Origin of the sequence: Streptomyces tsukubensis (assembly GCF_003932715.1) — a bacterium.
Taxonomy (GTDB): domain Bacteria; phylum Actinomycetota; class Actinomycetes; order Streptomycetales; family Streptomycetaceae; genus Streptomyces; species Streptomyces tsukubensis.
The window spans coordinates 5,411,423-5,434,275 of record NZ_CP020700.1 but is presented as its reverse complement, the minus strand read 5'-3'; the positions used below and the strand labels follow the sequence as shown (position 1 = coordinate 5,434,275).

At 73.2% G+C, this 22,853-nt stretch carries 15 protein-coding genes; 5 read left to right on the top strand and 10 right to left on the bottom strand.

Translation table 11 applies throughout. The features are described from left to right. The first annotated feature begins 115 nt into the window (after positions 1–115). From B7R87_RS22550 to B7R87_RS22540, 3 genes are all read left to right on the top strand, one after another. The gene (locus B7R87_RS22550; protein WP_130584842.1) at positions 116–1,294 is read left to right on the top strand and encodes a ThiF family adenylyltransferase; all 1,179 of its coding nucleotides are present in this window, start codon (positions 116–118) and stop codon (positions 1,292–1,294) included. Positions 1,295–1,349: 55 nt separating this feature from the next. Then, a complete protein-coding gene (locus B7R87_RS22545; RefSeq protein ID WP_006346751.1) occupies positions 1,350–2,780 on the top strand; it encodes an ABC1 kinase family protein in 1,431 nt (476 codons plus the stop codon). Between the two features lie 92 nt (positions 2,781–2,872). Continuing rightward, positions 2,873–3,274, top strand: a complete 402-nt coding sequence (locus B7R87_RS22540) for a hypothetical protein (RefSeq protein ID WP_006346752.1) — start codon at positions 2,873–2,875, stop codon at positions 3,272–3,274. Positions 3,275–3,323: 49 nt separating this feature from the next. Here the strand turns inward: B7R87_RS22540 and B7R87_RS22535 are convergent, their stop codons facing one another. The 5 genes from B7R87_RS22535 to B7R87_RS22515 form a co-directional block, all read right to left on the bottom strand. Continuing rightward, positions 3,324–3,527 carry a hypothetical protein gene (locus B7R87_RS22535; protein WP_006346753.1) on the bottom strand — a complete coding sequence of 68 codons (204 nt, stop codon included), beginning with the start codon at positions 3,525–3,527 and terminating at the stop codon, positions 3,324–3,326. A 109-nt stretch (positions 3,528–3,636) separates the two neighbouring features. Then, entirely contained in the window at positions 3,637–3,960 is a 324-nt protein-coding gene (locus tag B7R87_RS22530; RefSeq protein WP_006346754.1) for a hypothetical protein, read from the bottom strand. After that, complete coding sequence (locus B7R87_RS22525) at positions 3,957–4,325, bottom strand: WhiB family transcriptional regulator (protein ID WP_006346755.1); 369 nt, start codon at positions 4,323–4,325, stop codon at positions 3,957–3,959. Before B7R87_RS22525 ends, B7R87_RS22530 begins: the two co-directional genes overlap by 4 nt. Positions 4,326–4,515: 190 nt before the next feature. Beyond that, the gene (locus B7R87_RS22520) at positions 4,516–4,881 is read right to left on the bottom strand and encodes a hypothetical protein (RefSeq protein WP_006346756.1); all 366 of its coding nucleotides are present in this window, start codon (positions 4,879–4,881) and stop codon (positions 4,516–4,518) included. Between the two features lie 166 nt (positions 4,882–5,047). Then, the gene (locus tag B7R87_RS22515; protein ID WP_187144537.1) at positions 5,048–7,225 is read right to left on the bottom strand and encodes an ATP-dependent DNA helicase UvrD2; all 2,178 of its coding nucleotides are present in this window, start codon (positions 7,223–7,225) and stop codon (positions 5,048–5,050) included. Positions 7,226–7,568: 343 nt separating this feature from the next. On the opposite strand from B7R87_RS22515, the gene B7R87_RS22510 reads away from it, so the two are divergent. Beyond that, positions 7,569–7,826 (top strand): mycoredoxin, encoded by a 258-nt coding sequence (locus B7R87_RS22510; RefSeq protein WP_040914371.1) that lies wholly within the window; start codon positions 7,569–7,571, stop codon positions 7,824–7,826. A 136-nt stretch (positions 7,827–7,962) separates the two neighbouring features. Here B7R87_RS22510 and nudC read toward each other — a convergent pair whose 3' ends face one another. The 5 genes from nudC to B7R87_RS22485 all read right to left on the bottom strand — a co-directional run bounded on the left by nudC (position 7,963) and on the right by B7R87_RS22485 (position 18,890). Continuing rightward, on the bottom strand, positions 7,963–8,916 hold the full coding sequence (nudC, locus tag B7R87_RS22505; protein ID WP_006346760.1) for an NAD(+) diphosphatase: 954 nt from the start codon (positions 8,914–8,916) through the stop codon (positions 7,963–7,965). 101 nt (positions 8,917–9,017) lie between these two features. Continuing rightward, positions 9,018–10,415 carry a dipeptidase gene (locus B7R87_RS22500; protein ID WP_006346761.1) on the bottom strand — a complete coding sequence of 466 codons (1,398 nt, stop codon included), beginning with the start codon at positions 10,413–10,415 and terminating at the stop codon, positions 9,018–9,020. Positions 10,416–10,500: 85 nt separating this feature from the next. Beyond that, positions 10,501–14,184, bottom strand: coding sequence for an ATP-dependent DNA helicase (locus tag B7R87_RS22495; protein WP_006346762.1), 3,684 nt, complete (start codon positions 14,182–14,184; stop codon positions 10,501–10,503). Between the two features lie 591 nt (positions 14,185–14,775). Beyond that, positions 14,776–18,321 carry an ATP-dependent helicase gene (locus tag B7R87_RS22490; protein WP_130584844.1) on the bottom strand — a complete coding sequence of 1,182 codons (3,546 nt, stop codon included), beginning with the start codon at positions 18,319–18,321 and terminating at the stop codon, positions 14,776–14,778. A gap of 122 nt (positions 18,322–18,443) precedes the next feature. Next, a complete protein-coding gene (locus tag B7R87_RS22485) occupies positions 18,444–18,890 on the bottom strand; it encodes an MGMT family protein (RefSeq protein WP_006346765.1) in 447 nt (148 codons plus the stop codon). A gap of 461 nt (positions 18,891–19,351) precedes the next feature. Between B7R87_RS22485 and B7R87_RS22480 the strand changes: the two genes are divergently transcribed. Continuing rightward, on the top strand, positions 19,352–22,747 hold the full coding sequence (locus B7R87_RS22480; protein ID WP_391115866.1) for a lysylphosphatidylglycerol synthase domain-containing protein: 3,396 nt from the start codon (positions 19,352–19,354) through the stop codon (positions 22,745–22,747). Positions 22,748–22,853 lie beyond the last annotated feature (106 nt).

Genomic DNA, 22,853 nt, shown 5'->3' with positions numbered 1-22,853 from the left:
CCCGGCCCTGTGGACAACTTTTTCCGCCGCCCGGTACCGCCGGGCATTCTGATCTCACCGCGGACGGCGCGGGCGCCGCGCCGGAGCCGCCGGAGACCGAAACGGGGGAATCCGCATGCATCCGATGGTGAAACCTGCCTTACGGCGGGCCTGGCGGGAGCGGCAGACGATTCAGTTCGGGGTGACGCCCGCGCATGCGGTGTCGATCGGCCCGGTGGACACGGCGACCGGCTCCTTGCTGGAGCTTCTCGACGGGACCCGGGGGCTGGAGCTGCTGGACGCGCAGGCGCGGGCGATGGGGCTGCCGGACGGTCTGGCCGGGACTCTGGTGCGCCGGCTCGCGGCAGCGGGCCTGATCGACGACGCGACCTGCGGCGGCCCCGCGGCCGAGGCACTGCGCAGCCGGGCCGATGTCCTCGACCGGCTGCGGCCGGACGCGGCCGCCCTGTCGGTCGTCGACCGCGAGCCGGGCGGCGGAATGCGGCGGCTCGCGGCCCGGCGGGGCATACGGGTCCAGGTGCGCGGCGCGGGACGGGTGGGCGCGTCCGTCGCGGCGCTGCTGTCCGCGGCGGGGGTGGGCCGGGTCGACGTTCTGGACGGGGGCTGCGTCGAGCCGGGGGATGTGACGCCCGGTGGTCTGCCCGCCGGGGCGATCGGTGAGCGCCGTGAGCCGGCCGCCCGGGGTCTGGTGCGCCGCAGCGCCCCGCAGCGGCCGCCCCGTTCGGCCGCGGGTGCGGGCGTGGGGGCAGGTGCGGGGGCGGCCGGGGATCCGGGGCTCTCTCTGGTGCTGGTCTGTCCCCGGGACGGGCTGGGTGCCTATGCGCCCGATCCGGGGGCGGCGGCCGACTGGGTCGAGGGCGGGGTTCCCCATCTGTATGCGGGGGTGGTCGAGGCGACGGGGGTGGTGGGTCCGCTGGTGCTGCCCGGCGGGACGGCCTGCGCGGGCTGTCTGGAGCTGGGGCGCACGGACCGCGACCCGGGTTGGCCGAGGCTGCTGGCGCAGTGGCGTTCGGGCGGCCGCCGGATTCCGGTGCCCGCCTGCGATCTGGCGCTCGCGTCCACCGTGGCCGGGCTGACCGCCGCGCATGCGCTCTCCTTCCTCGACGGTGAGCTGCCGCTGACCACGGGCATCCGCTGGGAGACCTCCCTCCCCCTGCTGGACTGGCGGCGGGAAGCACTGGCACCGCATCCGCGCTGTGTCTGCGGAGCCGCCCGGGGATCCGGATCTTCAGGGAAAACTGAGGGGGAGGACACCTCGGGAGCAGCGGGGTCTCACGAGACAATGGCGGGGTAACGCGTCACAGGGCCACACCGGCGGGCTCACGCGGCACGGCTGTGAGGAGGGGCGTATGTCTGATCTTCCCCGGAAGGCGGTCACCCGGACCGCCAAATTGGCCGCACTTCCCCTGGGGTTCGCGGGCCGGGCCACGTGGGGTCTGGGCAAGCGCATCGGGGGCAGACCGGCGGAGCTCGTCGCCCGGGAGCTGCAGCAGCGCACGGCGGAGCAGTTGTTCAAGGTGCTGGGGGAGCTGAAGGGCGGGGCGATGAAGTTCGGGCAGGCGCTGTCCGTCTTCGAGTCCGCCCTCCCGGAGGAGATCGCCGGCCCGTACCGCGCGGCGCTGACCAAGCTCCAGGACGCGGCTCCCCCGATGCCGACGAGCACGGTGCACGGGGTGCTGACGGAGCGGCTCGGCGATCAGTGGCGGGATCTGTTCCTGGAGTTCGAGGAGAAGCCGTCGGCCGCTGCGTCGATCGGCCAGGTCCACCGGGCGGTCTGGCACGACGGCCGGCAGGTCGCGGTGAAGGTGCAGTATCCGGGGGCCGGGGAGGCTCTGCTCTCCGATCTCACCCAGTTGAGCAGGTTCGCCCGGCTGCTGGGCCCGCTGATACCGGGCATGGACATCAAGCCGTTGATCAGTGAGCTGCGCGACCGGATCGCGGAGGAGCTGGACTACGGGCTGGAGGCGGAGGCGCAGCGGGCGCATGCGGAGGAGTTCGCGGACGATCCGGATGTGCTGGTCCCCGGAGTGGTGCACCAGTCGGAGCAGGTGCTGGTCACGGAGTGGATGGACGGGGTGCCGCTGGCCGAGGTGATCGACCGGGGCTCCCCCGAGCAGCGGGACCGCGCGGGACAGTTGCTGGCGCGGTTCCTGTTCTCCGGCCCGGCGCGTACCGGGCTGCTGCACGCGGATCCTCATCCGGGGAACTTCCGGCTGGTGCCGGGGGGTGACGGGGAGGAGTGGCGGCTGGGGGTCCTCGACTTCGGCACGGTCGACCGGCTGCCCGGCGGGTTGCCGCCGCAGATCGGCGACTGTCTGCGGATGACTCTGGAGGGTGAGGCGGAAGCGGTCTACGAGGTGCTGCGGGAAGAGGGGTTCGTCAAGGAGCAGATCGACCTCGACCCGGATGCGGTGCTGGAGTATCTGGTGCCGATCATCGAGCCCGCGGAGGCGGACGAGTTCACGTTCACGCGTGGCTGGATACGGGCTCAGGCCGCCCGGATCGCCGATATCCGCTCCCCCGCCCACCAGCTCGGCAAGCAGCTCAATCTGCCGCCGTCCTATCTGCTGATCCACCGGGTGACGCTGAGCACGATCGGGGTGCTGTGCCAGTTGAACGCGACTGTCAGGCTCCGGGACGAACTGGAGGACTGGCTCCCGGGGTTCCTCGCGGACTACTCCAACGAGGCAGCCGAGGCAGACGAGACAGACGCGGCCGACGAGGTAGACGAGGTAGACGAGGCGGACGACGACCAGACGCCGGTGGGCACCCCGGCCTGAGAGCCGGCGCCGCCCGGCCTCGCGGCACCGAGGGGCATCGCGGTGTCTGGAACGATGGGCCTGTGCATGCTGATGATCAGGTGGACAGGGGGGTGCCCGCGGAGCTCGTGGCGCTTCTGCGGGATGCCGATGACCACCGGCCCGTGAAGATCGTTCCGTCCGTCTGCCGGGGTTGCGGTGGCCGGGTGTTCTCGGTGCTGGTCAATGCGTCCGGTGCGGAACGGGAGTGCTCCGGCTGCGGCGGCCGCGCGTTCATCGCGGACTCCGGGGAGTACTGGACCGAGGAGTACAGGGAGGACGACGAACCCGGTGCGGCCTGCTGCCCTTGCGGGAGCGGGGAGTTCGAGGTCGCGGTGGCGTTCTCGCTGGGCGACGACGGCACGGTCCGCTGGGTGACCGTGGGTCTGCGGTGCGCCGTGGACGGATTCTGCGGGTTCTATGCCGACTGGAAGATCGACTACGCCCCCACGGACCATCTTCTGACCATGGTCTGATCCCGGGGACGAGACGAGGGCGGGGGGGCGGGGGGGCGGGGGCGGGGGCCTACCACCAGGTGGAGTCGAGGCGGCCTTCGATGGAGCGGAGATTGGCGCGGGCGCAGGCGTCGCAGAAGTAGCGGCGGGTGCCGTTCTCCATGGAGCAGGTCCAGGTGAGAGGGGCTGTGCCTGCGGCCGTGCTGCCGCAGCGGGAGCACACGGTGCGCTCGGCGCCCGTTCCGTCCGGGCGGGGAGTGTTCTGCTGGTCCACCCGGTGACGATAACCCGTCCGGGGCCGGGGAGGGTTCAACGCACCGCGGGTGCCGGTCCGTCCGGACCGGCACCCGCGGTGTTGCTGTCGCTGTTCTTCGGAGGCGACGTCAGTTCATGACGGCCATGGCGAGCGCACGCCGGGCGCGCAGGGACGCGCGCTCGGCGCGGCGCTGCATGCGCCGTGCGGTGATCAGGCGCGTCGCCCGGCGTTCCACGTCGGCTTGACGAAGCCGGTCGTGCATCTGTGCACGTGCCATGGCTTCTGGGATGAGTTGCATTGCGTGGGTCCTGTTCTGGCGGGAGACGGCCGCGCCGGTGGTGTTCACATCTGGGGTTGCCGAGCCCGGGAGCTCGTTCACGGAAGTGGGCATGGGGTCCTGCTTCTGGGGGTCGTGCGCGTGGGGGCGGTCGATGGTTCCGAGGGTTTTCATACCGAAACCGGGTTCTTGCGCGGGCGGCCACGCGGCCGCTTGCGGGCAACGACGACTCCCTGGACGAACAGCTCGCCGCCCCAGACACCCCACGGCTCGCGCCGGTCCTTGGCGCCCGCGAGGCAGGCCTCCATCAGCGGGCAGGTGCGGCAGAGGGACTTCGCGTACTCGACGTCGGCCGGCGACTCGGCGAAGAAGACCTCCGGGTCGTAGGAGCGGCAGGGGACGGGTACGCCGAGGTTCTCGATGGCGTCGTCGAGCGCGGTGAGCGCGGTGGGGGTGGTCAAGAGGGAGTCCTCCGTGTGCGCGGGCGGGGGGAGCGTCTGGGAAGGCGGTACGGACGGGGCGTGCGCTTCGAGTTGCACGGTGTTTCTTCCTCGTCTTGTCGGTCCGGCTTGTGGCCGGTGGCGGTTCCCCGGCCGGGCCGGGGTGCTTTGGTACCGGGTGGTGCTGTCCCGAGGCCCCTTCGCTCCGTCGTCCCCGGTGTGGGGAAAACAGAAGGGCCGCGGATCCCGGGTGGGATTCCGCGGCCCTGAAGGCGCCGGCCTGATCGGATCAGGCTGGATCACTCCAGGGTTCGAGCCCACGGAAGGCCCACTTGGTGAGGTGCTGCTCGTTCTGCGTCGTGGTCCGGGCACTGGCTGCCGCAAAGGCATAGGCCTTGGCCTGCGTCTTCGCTGCGACGGCAGTCGGTGCCGAGGTCGGTCGCTCGATCCGCTCCAGGCCCAGGACGGGCAGTCCGGTGGCAGGCATGGAGGTGGCAGCGGCGGCAACGAGACCACCGGACACACCGGTGCCCTTGCCGACACCACGGCCGACGATCAGGAGCGACGCGGAGAAGCCGAGCGAGCAGGCGGAGGCGGCGACCGGGCGATCGGTCATCGGGTTGCTGATGGTTTTCACGTTCTTGATGCTGATCACTGCACTCGCCTCCTCTCGGCGTCTCGGGGGACCGGCCGGAGCCGGTCGCTGTATTCGGATTAAGTACATCACGAGGACAGGGCTTCGGAGAAGCTCCCGTTCGCGTGGTTAAGAACCTATGGGGACGGTCGGGGCATGCGCAAACTATTTTTCCGACGAGTTTTCCTCAGTCCTCCTCCTGACCCTCCTCCGGGTCCTGGCCTGCGCAGATGGCGAGGACATCGGCTCCGAAGCGGTCCAGCTTGCGGCCGCCGACTCCGGAGATCGCGCTCAGCTCCCGTTCGTCTCCGGGGACGGCTTCGGCGATCGCCATCAGGGTCTTGTCGGTGAAGACGCAGTAGGCGGGCTGGCCGAGCAGCCGGGCCTGTCCGGAGCGCCAGTCGCGCAGCCGCTCGTAGAGGGCCTCGTCCATGTCGGAGGGGCAGTCCTCGCAGCGCATCAGCTTCATCTCGCCGGCGTCGGTGAGGGTTTTTCCGCAGACCCGGCAGAGGACCGGGCCGCGGCGCTTGCGGCGGCCGCCCTGGCCGCTCTCGGCGCCGCCGGCCGCGCCTCCGGAGGCGCGGTTTCCCGGGGCGGTGGAGCCGGGGCGGAGCCCGCTGAGGAAGCGGGTGGGGCGGCGGCCCGCCCGGCCGCCGGGAGCCCGGGAGAGGGCCCAGGAGAGGGTGAGGTGGAGCCGGGCGCGGGTGACGCCGACGTACAGCAGGCGGCGCTCCTCCTCGACCTGCTCGTCGGTCTTGGCGTAGGTGATCGGCATCATGCCCTCGGTGAGCCCGACCAGGAACACGGCGTCCCATTCGAGGCCCTTGGCGGCGTGGAGGGACGCCAGGGTGACGCCTTGGACGGTGGGGGCGTGCTGGGCGGCGGCCCGCTCGTCCAGTTCGGTGACGAGGTCGGCGAGGGTGGCCCCGGACCTGGCCCGGGCGAAGTCCTCGGCGAGTCGGACGAGGGCGGCCAGGGATTCCCAGCGGTCGCGGACGGCGCCGGAGCCGGTCGGCGGTTCGGTGGTCCAGCCCTTGGTGGAGAGCACGGCGCGGACCTGGGAGGGAAGGTCTTCGGCGTCGTCGAGGAGGGCGTCGTTGGATCCGGCGCGGGCGGCGCCGCGCAGGGCGATTCCGGCCTCCCGGACCTCCTGGCGCTCGAAGAACCGCTCGGCGCCGCGCAGCTGGTAGGGGACTCCGGCATCGGCCAGTGCCTGCTCGTAGACCTCGGACTGGGCGTTGATCCGGTAGAGGACGGCGATCTCCCCGGCGGGGACGCCCGCGGCGATCAGATCGCGGATACGGCGGGCGGTGCCCTCGGCCTCGGCGGGTTCGTCCGGATACTCCGTGTAGGCGGGGTCGGGGCCGGGGTCGCGCTGGGAGACGAGTTCCAGGCGGTGCTCGGCGGCGCGGCCGCGGGCCTGGCCGAGGAGACCGTTGGCGAGGTGGACCACCTGGGGGGTGGAGCGGTAGTCGCGGATCAGTTTGACGACGGTCGCGGAGGGGTGGCGGGTGCGGAAGTTCAGCAGATGGTCGGGGGTGGCTCCGGTGAAGGAGTAGATCGTCTGGCTGGCGTCGCCGACGACGCAGAGGTTCTCGCGGTCGCCCAGCCAGAGGTCGAGGAGGCGCTGCTGGAGAGGACTGACGTCCTGGTACTCGTCGACGACGAAGTGCTGGTACTGGCGGCGGATCAGGTCGGCGACATCATGGCGGTCCTGGAGGATGCCGACGGTCAGCAGCAGGACGTCCTCGAAGTCAATCACCGCGCGATCGCGCTTGAGCTGCTCGTACAGCCCGTAGATCTGGCTGATTTCCGATGGGTCGCGGGGGGCGTCGCGGAGGGATTTGGCGACGGCTGCGGGGTAGTCGGCCGGGACGGTCTGGGTGACCTTGGCCCATTCGATTTCGCTGGTCACATCGCGGAGCTCGTTGCGGTCGAGCCGGATGCGGCAGCGGGCGGCGGCCTCGGCGACGAGCTGGATCTTGCGCTCCAGCAGCCGGGGCATCTCCCCACCGATGACTTTCGGCCAGAAGTACTGGAGCTGCCTGAGGGCGGCGGAGTGGAAGGTCCGTGCCTGCACCCCGCCGGCGCCGAGCTGCCGGAGCCGTCCCCGCATCTCGCCCGCGGCACGGTTGGTGAAGGTGACGGCCAGCACACTGGCGGGCGGGAGGATTCCGGCGCGGACACCGTAGGCGATGCGGTGGGTGATCGCGCGCGTCTTGCCCGTGCCGGCGCCTGCCAGCACGCACACCGGGCCGTGCAGGGCGGTCGCGACTTCGCGCTGCTCGGGGTCGAGCCCGTCGAGCACCGCGTCGGCCGACTCGGGGACCTGCGGGAAGAGTGAGGAGTGCGTTGCTGCTGTCACCCCGCCATGCTGCCAGGTCTCGCGGGGCGGGTGCGGCGGGTTGTCCACAGGAGGCGAAGGTTTGTCGTATCGGTGCGGTGCGGGGCAGTGCGGGAAGGTGCGGGTGGCGGTGCAGGGCCCTGGCCGGATGCGGCAGGACCGGGACCACCCGGGACCGTTGTGGCCGAGGTCACGCAGGTGTCAGGAGGGGCGGGCGGGCCGTCGGGCCGTCTACCGGGGTACCGGGTACGGGAATGGCGGCTTCGTCACGTACGTTCTTCTGTCGGTGCGGATCGCACCGGACCGGACCGCGCCGAGCGGGTGCTTCGACACCCCGGTGAGACAGCAGAGGAGTCTGAGGACGATGTCGGGCACTGTGACGATGTACAGCACCACATGGTGCGGATACTGCCGTCGGCTGAAGAGTCAGATGGACCGCGAGGGCATCGCGTACACCGAGATCAACATCGAGCAGGACCCGGAGTCGGCCGCGTTCGTCGAGAAGGCGAACGGCGGCAACCAGACCGTGCCGACGGTGCAGATCGTGCCCGTGGGCGGTGGGGCCGAGGTCGTCATGACCAACCCGAGCCTGGCGCAGGTCAAGCAGGCGCTCGGCGCCTGACGGAGCAGGCGCCGACGGCGCCCCCGCACGCTCCGGCCGCCCGGACCCGCCGCCACGGCGGACCCGGGCGGCCTTTGCGTTCCCCTGCGGATCGGCGGGCCCGACTGGGTCGCGGCCCCCGGGGAGCGCCCCGGCCTCAGGCTGCAGGCGCCGTTCCGGGCTTCGGAAGCGGTTTGCCGTACCACATCTCGATGAGTCGGGCCGCGATGGAGATGCCGAACGGCGGCAGGACCTCGCCGGACTCGAAGGCCTCCGTCAGCTCGTCGCGGGAGAACCACCGGGCCTCGTGCAGTTCCTCCCCGTCGACCGTGATCCCGGCGGAGGTGGCCCGGGCCATGAAGCCGAGCATCAGGCTCGACGGGAACGGCCAGGGCTGGCTGGCCACGTACTCGACGTCGCCGACCGTGACCCCCGCCTCCTCCTGGACCTCCCGCCGCACGGCCTGTTCAACGGACTCGCCGGGTTCCACGAAGCCGGCCAGGGTGGAGAAACGCCCTTCCGGCCAGTGGAGCTGGCGGCCGAGCAGGGCCCGGTCCTCGTCGTCCGTGATCAGCATGATCACCGCGGGGTCGGTCCGGGGATAGTGCTCCGCGCCGCAGGCCTGGCAGCGGCGGACGTGGCCCGCGGCGGCGATGACCGTACGCTCGCCGCAGCGCGAACAGAAGCGGTGGAGCCGCTGCCAGTTCTCCAGGGCGACGGCGTGGGCCAGCAGTCCGGCGTCGCGCGGCGACAGCAGCATCCCGGCTTCCCGCAGCCCCGCCGGACGGGCGGACTGGTCCATGCGCCCGGGCAGGGTGTCCTTCTGCAGGGCGAAGTAGCGGACGCCGTTCTCGTCGGTCCCGAGGAAGTAGCGGTGGGTCTCGGTGAGCGGCGCGTCGAAGGCGGGGGTCATGACGAGTTCGGTACGGCCGTCGGCGGTGTCGTCCACCAGTGCCCGGCCGCCGGAGACCACGAACACCCGGGTCGTCGGGTGGCTCCACGCCGCCGCGAGCCACGCCTCGTCGAGCCGGTGGTGGGCCGCGCGGTCGATCCCGCTGGGCGCGGTCAGGCTGATGGGCTGATCGGCGGTGGCATGGCTCTCGGTGCTCACGTACGTGCAACTCCCCCGGACGGGTTCCAGTTCGGCGGTCGGACGGTTCGGCGGCCCGGTTACGTCCCCGGGCGGTCCCGGGTCGGTCCGGTCCTGAGTGGTCAGCGCAGGGCTCCCCCGAGGTCCTCCCAGAGGTGGGCGGCCGTCTCCACACCCTTGAGGAGGAGGTCGATCTCGACCTTCTCGTTCGGGGCGTGCCAGCCGTCGGAGGGTACCGAGATACCGAGGAAGAGGACGGGTGCTTTCAGGACGTCCTGGAGGTCGGCCGCCGGTCCGGATCCGCCTTCCCGGGTGAAGCGGATCTTCTGCCCGTCGAACGCCTTGCCCATGGCCCTGACAACCGACTGGAGGGCCGGGTGGTCCAGGGGCGTGAGACAGGGGCGCGTGGAGGCGGCGAAGGTGAGGTCGTACCGGATTCCGTCGGGGACCCAGCCCGCGACCCAGCGGCTGACGGCGACCTCCACGGCGTCGGGGTCCTGCCCCGCCACCAGCCGGAAGGTGAGCTTCAGCAGGGCGGAGGAGGGGATGATCGTCTTGCCTCCGGCGCCCTGGTAGCCGCCGCCGATGCCATTGACCTCGGCGGTCGGCCGGGCCCAGATCCGCTCCAGGGTGGTGTAGCCGGCCTCGCCCAGGGTGCCGGACGACTTCGCGGTCCCCAGCCACTCCGCTTCGTCGAACGGCAGCTCGGCGAAGAGTTCCCGCTCGGCCGCGCCGATGGGGACGACTCCGTCGTAGAAACCGGGGACGGCGACGCGTTCGTCGGCGTCGTGGAGGGCGCCCGCGAGCCGGGCGGCGACGGTGGCCGGATTGGGCACGGCACCGCCGAAGGAGCCCGAGTGGATGTCCTGCCCGGGCCCGTACAGCGCGATCTCGCAGTCGACGAGTCCGCGCATCCCGGTGCAGACGGTGGGCGTGGTCTCGGACCACATACCGGTGTCCGAGACGATCACGGCATCGGCGGCCAGCCGGTGCGCCTGCTCTTCGACGAGAGTACGGAAGTGCGGCGAACCGGACTCCTCCTCGCCTTCGATCAGCAGCTTGAGATGGACGGCGGGGGCGGTACGGCCGGTCGCGGCGAGGTGCGCGCGGACACCGAGGGTGTGGAAGAAGACCTGGCCCTTGTCGTCAGCGGCGCCCCGGGCGTAGAGCCTGCCGCCTTCGAGACGCGGTTCGAACGGATCGGAGTACCAGCCGTCGGCGAGGGCGGCGGGCTGGACGTCGTGGTGGCCGTAGACCAGCACGGTCGGGGCCCCGGGGTCGTCGGAGGGCCACTCGGCGAACACCGCGGGCGCGCCCGCCGTCGGCCAGACCTCGGCGACCGGGAAGCCGGTCTCCCGCAGCCGGGCCGCCAGCCAGTCCGCGCTGCGCCGTACGTCCTCCGCATGCTCCGGCTGGGCCGAAACGGAGGGGATCCGCAGCCACTCCACGAGGTCGCCGAGGAAGGCGTCGCGGTGCTGCCGGATGTACGTACGGACGGCGCTGTCCGAGGTGTCGCTCATGTGTATGAGCCTAACCGGCGCCGGGGGTGCCCTCCTCCGCCGTCCCCGTACGGGCACCGGGCCCGGCGTCCGGTCAGGTGTCCGGTCAGGCGTTCCCACCGGCAGCGGGTCCGGTGAGGTGTCCGTCCTCCCGTCCGCCGCCCCGTCCGCCCTCGTCGCCCCCGTCGTGTTCGTCGTGTTCGTCACGTAGGAGGCGTTCCAGTTCGGCCCGGCCGGGCAGGGCGGACGGCCGGGCGACCTCGCCGCTGCGGACGAAGACGAAGGCCGCGCCGACGTCCTCCGGTGCCAGTCCGTGCTGTTCCGCCCAGGCGAGGCGGTAGATCGCCAGCTGGAGGGGGTCGGCGGTGCCCGTCCGGCCGGTCTTCCAGTCGACGATCTCGTACCGAGCGGGGGCTCCTCCGGCGGCCGGGGTCCGGTACACGGCGTCGATACGGCCCCGGATCACCCGGCCCGCGAGGGTTATCTGGAACGGGGATTCGACCCGGTACGGCGTGCGGCCGGCGTACGGCGTGCGGGCGAAGGCCTCCTTCAGTTCGGCCAGGTCCTGCTCGTCCGCAATGTCCGGGGCATCCGCGGCGTCGGCCGGATCGCCACCGGGCAGTTCGTCGGGGCCGAGCAGGGGCAGCGGCAACTCCTCGAACCGGGATTCGACCCAGGCGTGGAAGCGGATGCCGCGGCGGGCCGCGGGCTGCGGACGGCGCGGCATGGGGCGGGCCAGTTCCCGGGCGAAGCCGTCGGGGTCGGCGGCGAGCCGGATGAGCTGGGACGCGGTGAGGGAAGCGGGCAGGTTCACGTCCCGGACGGCGGCGCGGGTACGGCGCAGTTCCCCGGCGAGGGCGTCGAGATCGCGGTCCCACGACGCGATCGTGCGCCGCTCCTCGGGGGCGAGACCGTCCTCGGGGTCGGCGGGGGGCGGGGGGCCCGTCGGCTGATGCGGCAGTACGGCTCCGGGCGGGGCGGGCGCGGCGGACGGCGGGGCGGCCACGGCCGCAGACACGGACACGGACACACCGTACGGATCATCGTCTTCGTACGGATCGACGTCCGGGTACGGCGGGGGGCCGGCCCACTCCCCGTCGGGTGCGTCGGGTGCGCCGGGTTCATCAAATTCGTCGGGTGCTTCCGCGTCGTCCAGCCCCTCGGGGAAGAGCTCGCTCCCGGGCTCCGGCCCCGGTCCGCCGGCCCGGTCCGGGGCGGGCTCCGCGTCCGCTTCCCGGTCGAGGTACGCCCGTACCGTCTCGGCGGCGCGGCGGCGGCGGGCCAGGGACACCGGGTCGAGCGGCAGCGGCCAGGCGTGGTCGGGTCCGGTCTCCGCCAGGGTCGGGTTCTCCTCGCCTTCGGCGGGCTCGTCGGCCCAGGCTTCGATCTCGCCGTGGCCGGCCGCGCAGTGGTCGTACAGCGCGGTCAGGAACGCGGACGGACCGCGGCGGCGCTTCTGGACGGGCCCCCACCAGTGGCCGGAGCCGAGCAGCAGGGAGCGGGGACGGGTGAAGGTGACATAGCCCAGCCGCAGCTCCTCCGTGTGCTGGTGGTCCTTCATCCCGTCCTTGAAGGCCTTGAGCCCCTTGGAGTCCCAGGCGGGGACGGACGGCAGGGTGTCCGCGTCGCCGCGCAGGGCGTGGGGCAGCACCTGGGGGTGGGAGGTCCAGGCCTCGCGCCCGCGGTCGTTGGGGAACTGTCCGGCGACCAGTCCGGGCACGGCGACGACGTCCCACTCCAGCCCCTTGGACTTGTGGGCGGTGAGGACCTTGACGGTGTTCTCGCCGCCGGGCAGCGCGTTGTCCAGGCCTTTCTCGTACCGGGCGGCGGTCCGCAGGAAGCCGAGGAAGGCGAGGAGGGTGGCCTCGCCGTCGAGACCGGCGAAGGCGGCGGCGGTGTCGAGGAAGTTCGCGAGGGTCTCGCGGCGGCGGGCGGCCAGGGCGTGCGGGGAGGCGGACAGCTCCACATCGAGGCCGGTGGCGCCGAGGACCCGGTGGAGGACGTCCATCAGGGGGTCGCCCAGGGCGCGGCGCAGTTCGCGGAGCTCGGCGGCGAGGTGGGCGAAGCGGACCCGGGCCTCGGCGGAGAACGGCAGCCCTTCATCGGTTCCGCCGGTGCCGCCGGGGCCGCCCGGGCCGACTCCTCCGGAAGAGTCGAGGAAGGTGTCGAGGGCGTCGGCGAGGGAGATCACTTCGGCCGGGTCGGTGCCTTCGACGGCCGCGGCGAGCCGTTCGTCGGCATCGGCCGGATCGGCGTCGTCGCCCTGCCGGTGGACGAGGAGCCGGGCGCGGCGGCCGAGGAGCGCGAGGTCGCGGGCGCCGATCCGCCAGCGCGGGCCGGTGAGGAGCCGTACGAGGGAGGCGTTGGCGCCGGGGTCCTGGAGGACTTCGCAGACGGCGACGAGGTCCGCGACCTCGGGCAGATGGAGCAGGCCGGACAGGCCGACGACTTCGACGGGGATATCGCGGGCGACCAGTGCGCCCTGGATTTCGGGGAAGTCGGCGGCGGTCCGGCACAGGACGGCGATCTCGCCTGGCGCGGTGCCCGTACGCACCAGATGGGCGATGGAGTCCGCGATCCAGGCGATCTCCTCCTGGTGGGTGGGGAGCAGGGCGATACGGACGGTGCCGTCGTGTTCGGCGCCGGGGGCGGGGCGCAGTGCCTCGACGCCTTCGTGGCGGGCGCGCAGGGGGGCGGCGAGGCCGTTGGCGAGCCGGAGCAGCCGGCCGCCGCTGCGGCGGTTCTCGCTGAGCGCGTACCGGGTGGCGGGGGTGCCGTCGCGGTGCGGGAAATGGTCGGGGAAGTCGTCGAGGTTGGCGACGGAGGCGCCGCGCCAGCCGTAGATCGCCTGGCAGGGGTCTCCGACGGCGGTCACCGCGTGGCCGGTGGGGGCCGGTTCGGCGGCGCCGGGGCGGGCGGCGCGGCCGAAGAGTCCGGAGAGCAGCAGCCGCTGGGCGACGGAGGTGTCCTGGTACTCGTCGAGGAGGACGACCTTGAATTCGTCGCGCAGGATCCGGCCGGTTTCGGGGCGGGTGAGCGCCAGCTCGGCAGAGAGGGCGATCTGGTCGCCGAAGTCGAGCAGTTCGCGGGAGCGTTTGGCGGCGCGGTAGCGGACGGTGAGGTCGAGGAGTTCGCGGCGGGCCGCGACGGCTTCGGGAACCTTGCGCAGTTCGGCGTTGCCGAGGCGGGTGCCGTCGAGGGCCCGGAGCAGCTCGGCGTCGTACGCGGCGAGCCGTGCCGGTTCGACGAGATGCTCGGAGAGCTCCGCGTCGAGGGCGAGGAGATCGCTGACGAGGGTGGGGAAGGAGCGGGTGAGCGCGGGGTACGGGCCGGGGGCCTCCCGCAGCACGCGGGCGGCGAGCTGGTAGCGGGTGGCGTCGGCGAGGAGGCGGGCGGTGGGCTCCAGGCCGATCCGGAGGCCGTGGTCGTCGAGAAGCCGGCCGGCGAAGGCGTGGTAGGTGGAGATACGGGGCTCGCCCGGGGGGTTGTCCGGGTCGATGGTGTCCGGGTCGGTGACCCCGGCCCGGACGAGGGCGGTGCGGACCCGTTCGGCGAGCTCTCCGGCGGCCTTGTTGGTGAAGGTGAGACCGAGGACTTCCTCGGGGGCGACCTGGCCGGTGCCGACCAGCCAGACGACGCGGGCCGCCATGACCGTCGTCTTCCCCGACCCGGCGCCCGCGACGACGACCTGCGGGGCGGGCGGCGCGGTGATGCAGGCCGTCTGCTCCGGGGTGAAGGGGATCCCGAGCAGCTCCTTGAGCTCCTCGGGGTCACTGATGCGCGCGGTCACACGAAAAGGCTACGGTCCCCCACCGACAGCGCTGCGCGGGCCGGGGCACGCGGGGCCGGGTCGGAGCCCGGGGCCGGGTCCGGTGGCCTACGGTGCGGGGGCGGGGCACGACCGAGCACGGCGGACTACGGGGCGGGGGCCGGCAACCCGGGACCTGGGGGCCTGCGATCCGGCGGCCCGGCTGCACGGCGACAGGGCAACGCGTCCGGCACGGCACCTGCGGGCGCGGTCCCGGCCGAGGGCGGGCACCGATCCGGCCCACGGGCGGACACTGCCCGAGTACCGCCACATCGGCCCGGGCCCGGTCTTGGTTCCGGTCCCGGTCCCGGTTCTGGTTCCGGTCCTGGTTCCGGTTCCGGTTCCGGCGGGTGCCGGGACGCTTCCGGCACGTGTGCGGACAGGGGGCCACCACTCCGTGCCCGGGTGGGTTCACCGGCCCGGCGGAGCCGCGCGAGACGGGGAACCGGGACAGAGTGCTCCGGCGGTAGGCGGAATGCGCCCGGACCCGGGCCGTGGGCAGGCCGCGACCCGACCGCCGGTCGTACGGCGGCGGCTTCCGGGCCGGGTCCGCGCGCCGAAGCACGGCGGGCGCTACTCCACCACCTGGCGGCCCTCCGGCCGCGCACTGCACGAGGCACGGAAGGTGCAGTTCGCGCAGTGGCCGCCCGAAGTGGGGGTGAAGCGTTCGTCGAGGACCCGGCCCGCCGCCGTGGCCAGCAGCTCTCCGGCCCATTCGCCTTCCAGGGGCTGCTGCGCCTGGACCTTGGGCAGCGCTTCGCCGCCCTGTTTGGCGGGTGCCGGCTGCCGCAGCTGGACGAGTTCGGCGCCGCCGGGCAGGGGCCTGCTGCCGTCGAAGGACTCGTCGACCGCCCCCTCCCGCACCGCGAGCTGATAGACCGCGAGCTGTGCGTGGCGGGCGACCTCGTCCCCGGTCGGGGCCTGCTTCCCGGTCTTGAAGTCGACGACGTACGCCCGGCCCTCCGCGTCCTTCTCGACGCGGTCCATGGACCCCCGGATCCGTACCTCGTACTCCCCCGCCGCCAGCACCACGTCGAAATCGCGCTCGGTGGCGGCGGGCACCCGGCCGCCGCGGTCCATGACGTGCCAGCGGAGGAAGCGTTCCAGGGCGGCCCTGGCGTTCCGCTTCTCCTGTTCGGACTTCCACGGGGCGTCGAAGGCGAGGCCGCCCCAGACCGATTCGAGGCGTTCCATCAGTACGGCGAGATCGGCGGGCGTACGGCCGGACGCGACCTCGTCGGCGAGGACGTGGATCACGTTGCCGAAGCCCTGGGCCGAGGTGGCGGGGGCCTCGGCCCGTACCTCGCGCCCCAGGAACCACTGGAGGGCGCAGACGTTCGCCAGTTGGTCCAGGGCGCTGCCGGAGAGGGCGACGGGCCGGGTGCGGTCGCGGAGGGGGATGCTGCTGTGGGTGGGTTCGTACAGGCCCCACCAGCGGTCGGGGTGGGCCGATGGGACCAGCGGCAGGCCTTCGTCGTCACGGAGCGCGGCGAGCCGGGCCAGCCGACGGGCGGCGGCGTCGCGGAGCGCGGGCGGGGCGGCGGGGTCGACGGTGGTGGCCCGCAGCTCGGCGACGAGCGCGGAGACGGCGAGGGGCCGCCGGGGACGGCCCGCGACGGAGACCGGTTCGACGCCCAGTTCGGTGAGGAAGCGGGAGGGCTGGTCGCCGTCGTCGGCGGGGGCCTTGACGGCGGTGACGACGAGCCGGTCGCGGGCGCGGGTGGCCGCGACGTAGAAGAGCCGGCGCTCCTCGGCAAGGAGGGCGCCGGGGGTGAGCGGTTCGGCGAGCCCGTCGCGGCCGATGCGGTCGGCCTCCAGGAGGGAGCCTCGGCGGCGCAGGTCGGGCCAGAGGCCCTCCTGTACTCCGGCGACCACGACGAGGCCCCATTCGAGGCCCTTGGAGCGGTGGGCGGTCATCAGCCGGACCGCGTCGGGGCGGGTCTCGCGCGAGGAGAGGGTGTCGGCGGCGATGTCCTGCGCTTCGATCTCCTCGATGAAGTTGAGGGCGCCGCGGCCGCCCGTGCGCTCCTCGGCGCGCGCGGCCGTGTCGAACAGGGCGCAGACGGCGTCGAGGTCCCGGTCGGCGTTCCGCCCGGCCGCGCCGCCGCGCAGCACGGCGTTCTCCAGGCGCTGCGGCCAGTACGTGCCGTTCCACAGCTCCCAGAGCGCGTCCTCGGCGGTGCCGCCGCCGTCGAGGACGGCGCGGGCGCGGGCGAGGAGCGCGCCGAGTTCCTGCGCGCGGCGGGCATAGGCCGGGTCGTGGACGACGAGGCGTTCCGGTTCGGCGACGGCCCGGGCGATGAGCAGATCGGACGGCGGCGGCAGCCGGTTGCCCGCGGCACGTTCCTCGTCGCGCAGGGCCCGGCCGAGTTTGCGCAGGTCGGCGGCGTCCATCCCGCCGAGGGGGGAGGCGAGGAGGGTGAGGGCGGTCTCCGTGTCGAGCCAACCGGCGGCGGCCCCGTCGGGCTGCCCGGCTCCGGCCACAGCTCCGGCCTCGACACCGACGTCCGCTCCGGCTCCGGCTCCGGCTCCGGCTCCGGCTCCGGCTCCGGCTCCGGCCGCAGCTTCGCCTTCGGCCACAGCTTCGCGCTCGGCTCCGGCTTCCGCTTCTGCTTCTGCATCGGCTTCTGCTTCTGCTTCTGCTTCTGCTTCTGCCGGTGTCTCCTCTTCCGGCCGCTCCGCGATCGGAGCCGCCACCGCCCGGAGCGCCGTCAGCAGCGGGGCGACCGCAGGCTCGTGCCGCAGCGGGACGTCCGCGCCGTCGATCTCCAGCGGGACCCCGGCCGAGGTCAGCGCCCGGCGGACGGCGGGGATCGTACGGCTGCCGGCCCGGACCAGGACCGCCATGTCGTGCCAGGGGACCCCGTCCTCCAGATGGGCCCGGCGCAGGACGTCCGCGATGTTGTCCAGCTCGGCCGACGAGGTGGGATAGGTGTACGCCTCGACCGTGCCGCCCTCCCGGGTCGCGGCCAGCTCGCGGTGCGCCCGGACCTTCTCCGCGGGCAGCCGGGTCAGCGGCATACGGCGGGTCAGCAGCCGGGTGGCCGCCAGCAGGCCCTCCCGGCTCCGGCGGGAGGTGGTGAGCACGGCGACGTCCGCCGGTCTCCCGTCGGTGTGCGGAAAGGCCGAAGGGAAGTCGAGGATGCCGTTCACATCGGCGCCCCGGAAGGCGTAGATGGACTGGTCGGGGTCACCGAAGGCGACCAGGGTCCGGCCGCCGCCCGCCAGTGCCCGCAGCAGCCTGACCTGCGAGGGGTCGGTGTCCTGGTACTCGTCGACGAACACCGCGTCGTACGGGAAGTCGTGCGGGAAACTCCGCGAGGGCGCCGTGCTCTCGGCAAGGAGGACGGCCCGGTGGACCAGTTCCGCGTAGTCGAGAACGCCCTGCATGTCGAGGACGTCCAGATACTCGGCGAGGAAGGACGCGGCCGCCCGCCAGTCGCGCCGCCCGGTGCGGTCGGCGAACCTCTTCAGCGCGGACGGGTCGAGACCCAGCTCACGGCTGCGGGCGAGGACCGCCCGTACCTCGTCCGCGAAACCGCGCGTGGTCAGACAGGCCCTCAGCTCGTCGGGCCACTCGTTGCGGGCGAGGCCGTCGGCCTCCAGGCCGATCTGCCCGGCGAGGAGTTCCCGGACCGCGACGTCCTGCTCGGGACCGGACAGCAGCCGCAGCGGCTCCGCGAACAGCTCGGCGTCCTGGTGGGAGCGGACCAGGGCGTAACAGAAGGAGTGGAAGGTGGTCGCCCGGGGGCCGCGCGCGCCGCCGAGGCGCAGGGCCATCCGGTCGCGCAGCTCCACCGCGGCCTTGCGGCTGAAGGTGAGCACGAGGATGCGCTCGGGGTCGGTGCCGCCGGCTATCCGGGCGGCCACCGCCTCGACGAGGGTGGTCGTCTTCCCGGTGCCGGGGCCCGCCAGGACGAGCAGGGGGCCGTGCTCGTGGTCAACCACGGCACGCTGGGCGGCGTCCAGAAGGGGGGGATCCGGGGTTTCGGGCGGGGTACGCACCAACCGGTAGGCACCCGGATTCCGTCCCCGGCGTCCCTTGGGAGGGCGCGCGGAATCCCCCTGCCGTGCCTGTGGCCGGTACGGCGTACGCCCGGTGGTGGAGGAGGAACTCACGTGGATCGCCGGTCCTGGTGGGTGTGGTGGTGCTGATGGAGCGGTTGCGGCCGGAACCGCACGCCGACGACGCTACCCCGCCCGCCCGGGGCTCCCGGCGCGGCAGGGTCCGGCGGCGATCGTCATATGCCGCTGCCGTCCGCCGCACCCCGGCCGTCCGCACCACCGGAACCGGCACCAGGGCCGGGGCCGTCACCGCGGTCGGTGTCCGCGTTCATATCCGCGTTCATATCCGCGTCCGCACCGTCCCAGCGCGCCCGCCGCATGTCGATGCGCGGCACATGGCCGTCGGCGCTCGGGGGCGCGGGGCGCAGCGGTGTGCCCTCCGTGCGGTACTGCGCCAGGGCCTCCAGCTCGTGACCCGGCAGTACGGTGCCGTCGGCGCGGACCACCCGCCACCAGGGCACGGCACCGCCGAACAGCGCCATCACCCGGCCGACCTGGCGCGGGCCGCCCTCACCGAGCCATTCGGCGATATCGCCGTACGTCATCACGCGCCCGGGCGGGATCCGCTCGGCGACGTCGAGCACCCGCTCCGCGTAGTCGGGGATCTCCGCGAGCTCTTCCATCCCGCCATCCTGCCGCACCGCACCGACAAGCGGCCCGGCCTGTGGACAACTCCGTGCACGGGACGCGGCGGGCGGCCAGGATGGACGGACCGCACGGCGGGACCGCGGCGGGCGGACCGGCCACGACCGTCGCTGGATCGGGCGGATCGGACAGGCCACGGCAGACAAGACCACAGCAGACCACGGCAGACCAGACCACACGGGGCGAATAGGGTGACCATGACCGACTCATCGCGAACTATTGCGCAGGTCACGCACGCGCCGACGACCCTGATGACCTTCTCGGACGCCCGCTCGTGTCACCATCGTGCGCGGACGGTGACGGGTGAGGCGTGACCGCGGAGAGACCGAGCAGGCGGGGAAGGGAGCGGGGTGTGCGGCCTGGCACGGCGGCTGACGCCTTCGGTACGGGGCCGTGCCCGGACGGTGGCGGCGCATCCGCACCGTCCACGGACGACCGGATGCCCATCGACAAGGACGTAGAACCGATCGAGGACAAGAAGCACGCAGACGACGACGGCGACCGGCGCGACGGCAGCACCGGCGACGGTCGTCGGCGTGCCCGCGCCCGATCGGGTTCCCCCGCGGGCGGCGCTGCCGCCGGCCCGAAGGACCGTCCGGGCAGCAGCCCGCGGAACGGTTCGCGGGACGCCCGGGGGAACGGCCCGGCGGAAGGCGCGGCCGGTGAAGGGGACGCCCGGGGCCGGGACACCGACTCCTCCCCCGGCACCTCTCCCGGTGCCGACGACACCGTCACCGATTCCGGTGATGGTGCCGGTGACAGCGCCGGTGGCAGTGGCAATGACGGCGCCGGAGGCCTGAAGGGCGGGGACGGGGGAACGGCCGCGGGGGACGCTCCCGCGCACCGGCCCGGGTCAGCACCCGAAGCAGCATCCGAAGCCAAGCCCGCCGGACTGTCGGGAGCAGGCTCCGAAGAGCCGCCCGCAGCCGGGCACGGGGACCATCCCGTCGACGACCCCGGCACCGATGCCGACCGGGTCTCCGGTGACGAGCCCCTGCTCGCCGCCCGGGTGCACCGCCCCTCGGACCTCATGCGCTTCCTCGGCGGCATCCTCGCGATCGCCGTCCTCCTCGCCATCGCCGCCTTCGCCCAGGGCACCACCACCGGCCTCGAACACGACATCAGCAAGGGCACCGAGCAGGCGCCCGTACTGCTGGTGAAGCTCGCCGGGCTGGTCTCCTCCATCGCGGTGCTCCTCGTCCCCATCGCCTTCGCGATCGAACGGCTGATCAAACGGGACGGACTGCGGATCGCCGACGGTGTGCTCGCCGCGGTCCTCGCCCACGGCATCACCCTCGCCACCGACCTCTGGGTCGCCCAGGCGGCGCCGGACAGCATCCAGGAAGCCCTCACCCGCTCCCAGGGCAGCGGGCTCACGGACCCCGTGCACGGCTATCTCGCCCCCGTCATCGCCTATATGACGGCGGTCGGCATGGCCCGCAGACCCCGCTGGCGGGTCGTGCTCTGGGTGGTGCTGCTGCTGGACGCCTTCGCGATGCTGGTCGGCGGATACACCACCCCGTTCTCCATCATCCTGACCGTCCTCCTCGGCTGGACCGTGGCGTACGGCACGCTGTACGCCGTCGGCTCGCCCAATGTCCGGCCCACCGGCCAGACCCTGCTGGCGGGCCTGCGCCATGTCGGCTTCCGCCCGGTCACCGCGATGCGCACCGAGGACGTACCGGACGGAACGGACGGCGGCCCGGTTGAGCAGGGCGACCGTGGGCGCCGCTATCTGGTCACCCTGGAGGACGGCCCACCCCTCGACGTCACCGTCGTCGACCGCGAACAGCAGGCACACGGCTTCTTCTACCGGCTCTGGCGGCGGCTCACGCTGCGCTCCATCACCACCCGCCGCTCCTCCCTCCAGTCACTGCGGCAGGCGCTGGAGCAGGAGGCGCTCCTCGCCTACGCGGCGATCGCCGCCGGGGCGAACGCCCCCAAGCTGATCGCCACCTCCGAGCTGGGACCGGACGCCGTGATGCTCGTCTACGAGCACCTGGGCGGCAGATCCCTGGACAGCCTGGAGGACACGGAGATCACCGACGACGTGGTCCGCGGGGCCTGGCGGCAGGTCAAATCGCTCCAGTCGCGCCGGATCGCGCACCGCAGGCTGACGGGGGACGCGATCCTGGTGGATCGTTCCGGCAAGGTCATCCTGACCGATCTGCGCGGCGGCGAGATCGCCGCGGGCGATCTGGTGCTGCGGATGGACGTCGCCCAGCTCCTGGTCACCATGGGCCTTCGGGTGGGTGCCGAGCGCTCGGTGTCGGGGGCGCTGGAGATCCTCGGACCGGACGCGGTCGCCGACTGTCTGCCGCTGCTCCAGCCCATCGCCCTCAGCCGCTCCACCCGTGCGACCCTGCGAAGACTGGCGCGGGAGCGGGCCGAGCGGGAGCGCGAGGCCGTTCTGAAGGCCTCGGCGGCGGCCCGCAGGGCCCGCGCGGAGGCCTCGGCCCAGGCACACGGGACGGCCACCGGGGAGTCCGCGACCGCTACGGACACGGCCCGCACCACCACGGACACCGGTCCGGACACAGGCAGGGCGGAAGCAGAGGCCGGTCCGGACACGGGCCGGACCGCCGAAGCCGCGGGCACCGCTCCGGACACGGCGGGAGCGGCCGGAACCGCAGGAGGAGCCCCGGAGGCCGCCGCGGCGGACGGCCGCCCGGAGGACAGCCGTACCAGCGCCGCAGCGGCAGCACGCCCGCCCGCGGTCACGGCCCCCACCGGGCCCACCGCGGGCCACCCGGCGAAGCCCGCCCCGCACGCCGAGCGGCGGGCGGACAAACGCGCCGTCGACGAGGCGCTCGACGCGGCGCGCGAGGAGGACCTCCTCACCCAGATCCGCCACCAGGTGCTGCTGATCCGGCCCCAGGCCCCGGTGGAGCCCGTCCGGCTGGAGCGGATCCGGCCCCGGACCCTCGTCAGCCTGATCGCCGGCGCCGTCGCCGCGTACTTCCTGCTGTCCCAGATCGCCGGCAACAACCTGGGCGCCGACTTCAGCAGCGCCCACTGGATCTGGGTGGCGGTCGCGGCCGCATTCTCCGCACTGAGCTACGTCGCCGCGGCGATGAGCCTGCTGGGCTTCGTGCCCGAACGGGTGCCGTTCCCGCGGACCGTCCTCGCCCAGGTCGCCGGATCCTTTGTGAAGATCGTCGCCCCGGCGGCGGTCGGCGGTGTCGCGCTGAACACCCGCTTCCTCCAGCGTTCGGGCGTCCGTCCCGGACTGGCGGTGGCGAGCGTGGGCGCGGCCCAGCTCTTCGGGCTCGGGGCGCACATCCTGCTGCTGCTGACCTTCGGCTATCTCACGGGCACGGAGAAGACCCCGTCCCTGAGCCCGTCCAGAACGGTGATCGCGGGCCTGTTGACGGTCGCCGTGCTGGTGCTGGTGGTGACGGCGATCCCGTTCCTGCGGAAGTTCGTCTCGACCCGGCTGCGGTCGCTGTTCGCCGGAGTCGTACCGCGCATGCTGGACGTGCTCCAGCGGCCGGTGAAACTGCTAACGGGCATCGGCGGCCAGTTGCTGCTCACGTTCGCCTTCGTGATGTGTCTCGACGCGTCGATCCGGGCGTTCAACGACGGCAGCCAGCCGCTGAGCTACGCCAGCCTCGCCGTGGTCTTCCTGGCCGGCAACGCGCTGGGGTCGGCCGCGCCGACGCCCGGCGGTGTGGGCGCCGTCGAGGGCGCGCTGATCCTCGGTCTGATCGCGGCGGGCGTGCCGAAGGACGTCGCGACGGCGGCGGTGCTGCTCTACCGCATCCTCACACTGTGGCTGCCGGTGCTGCCGGGCTGGCTGGCGTTCAGCAGTCTGTCGCGCAAGGGCGCCCTGTAGGCCGGGGACGCCCCGGGCCCCGGGGCGTCCCCGACCGTGGGCTGCGGGAGCCACGCCGTCATCACTGCGGAATACCACCCGACCGGACCACCGCGGGGGCGGGCCG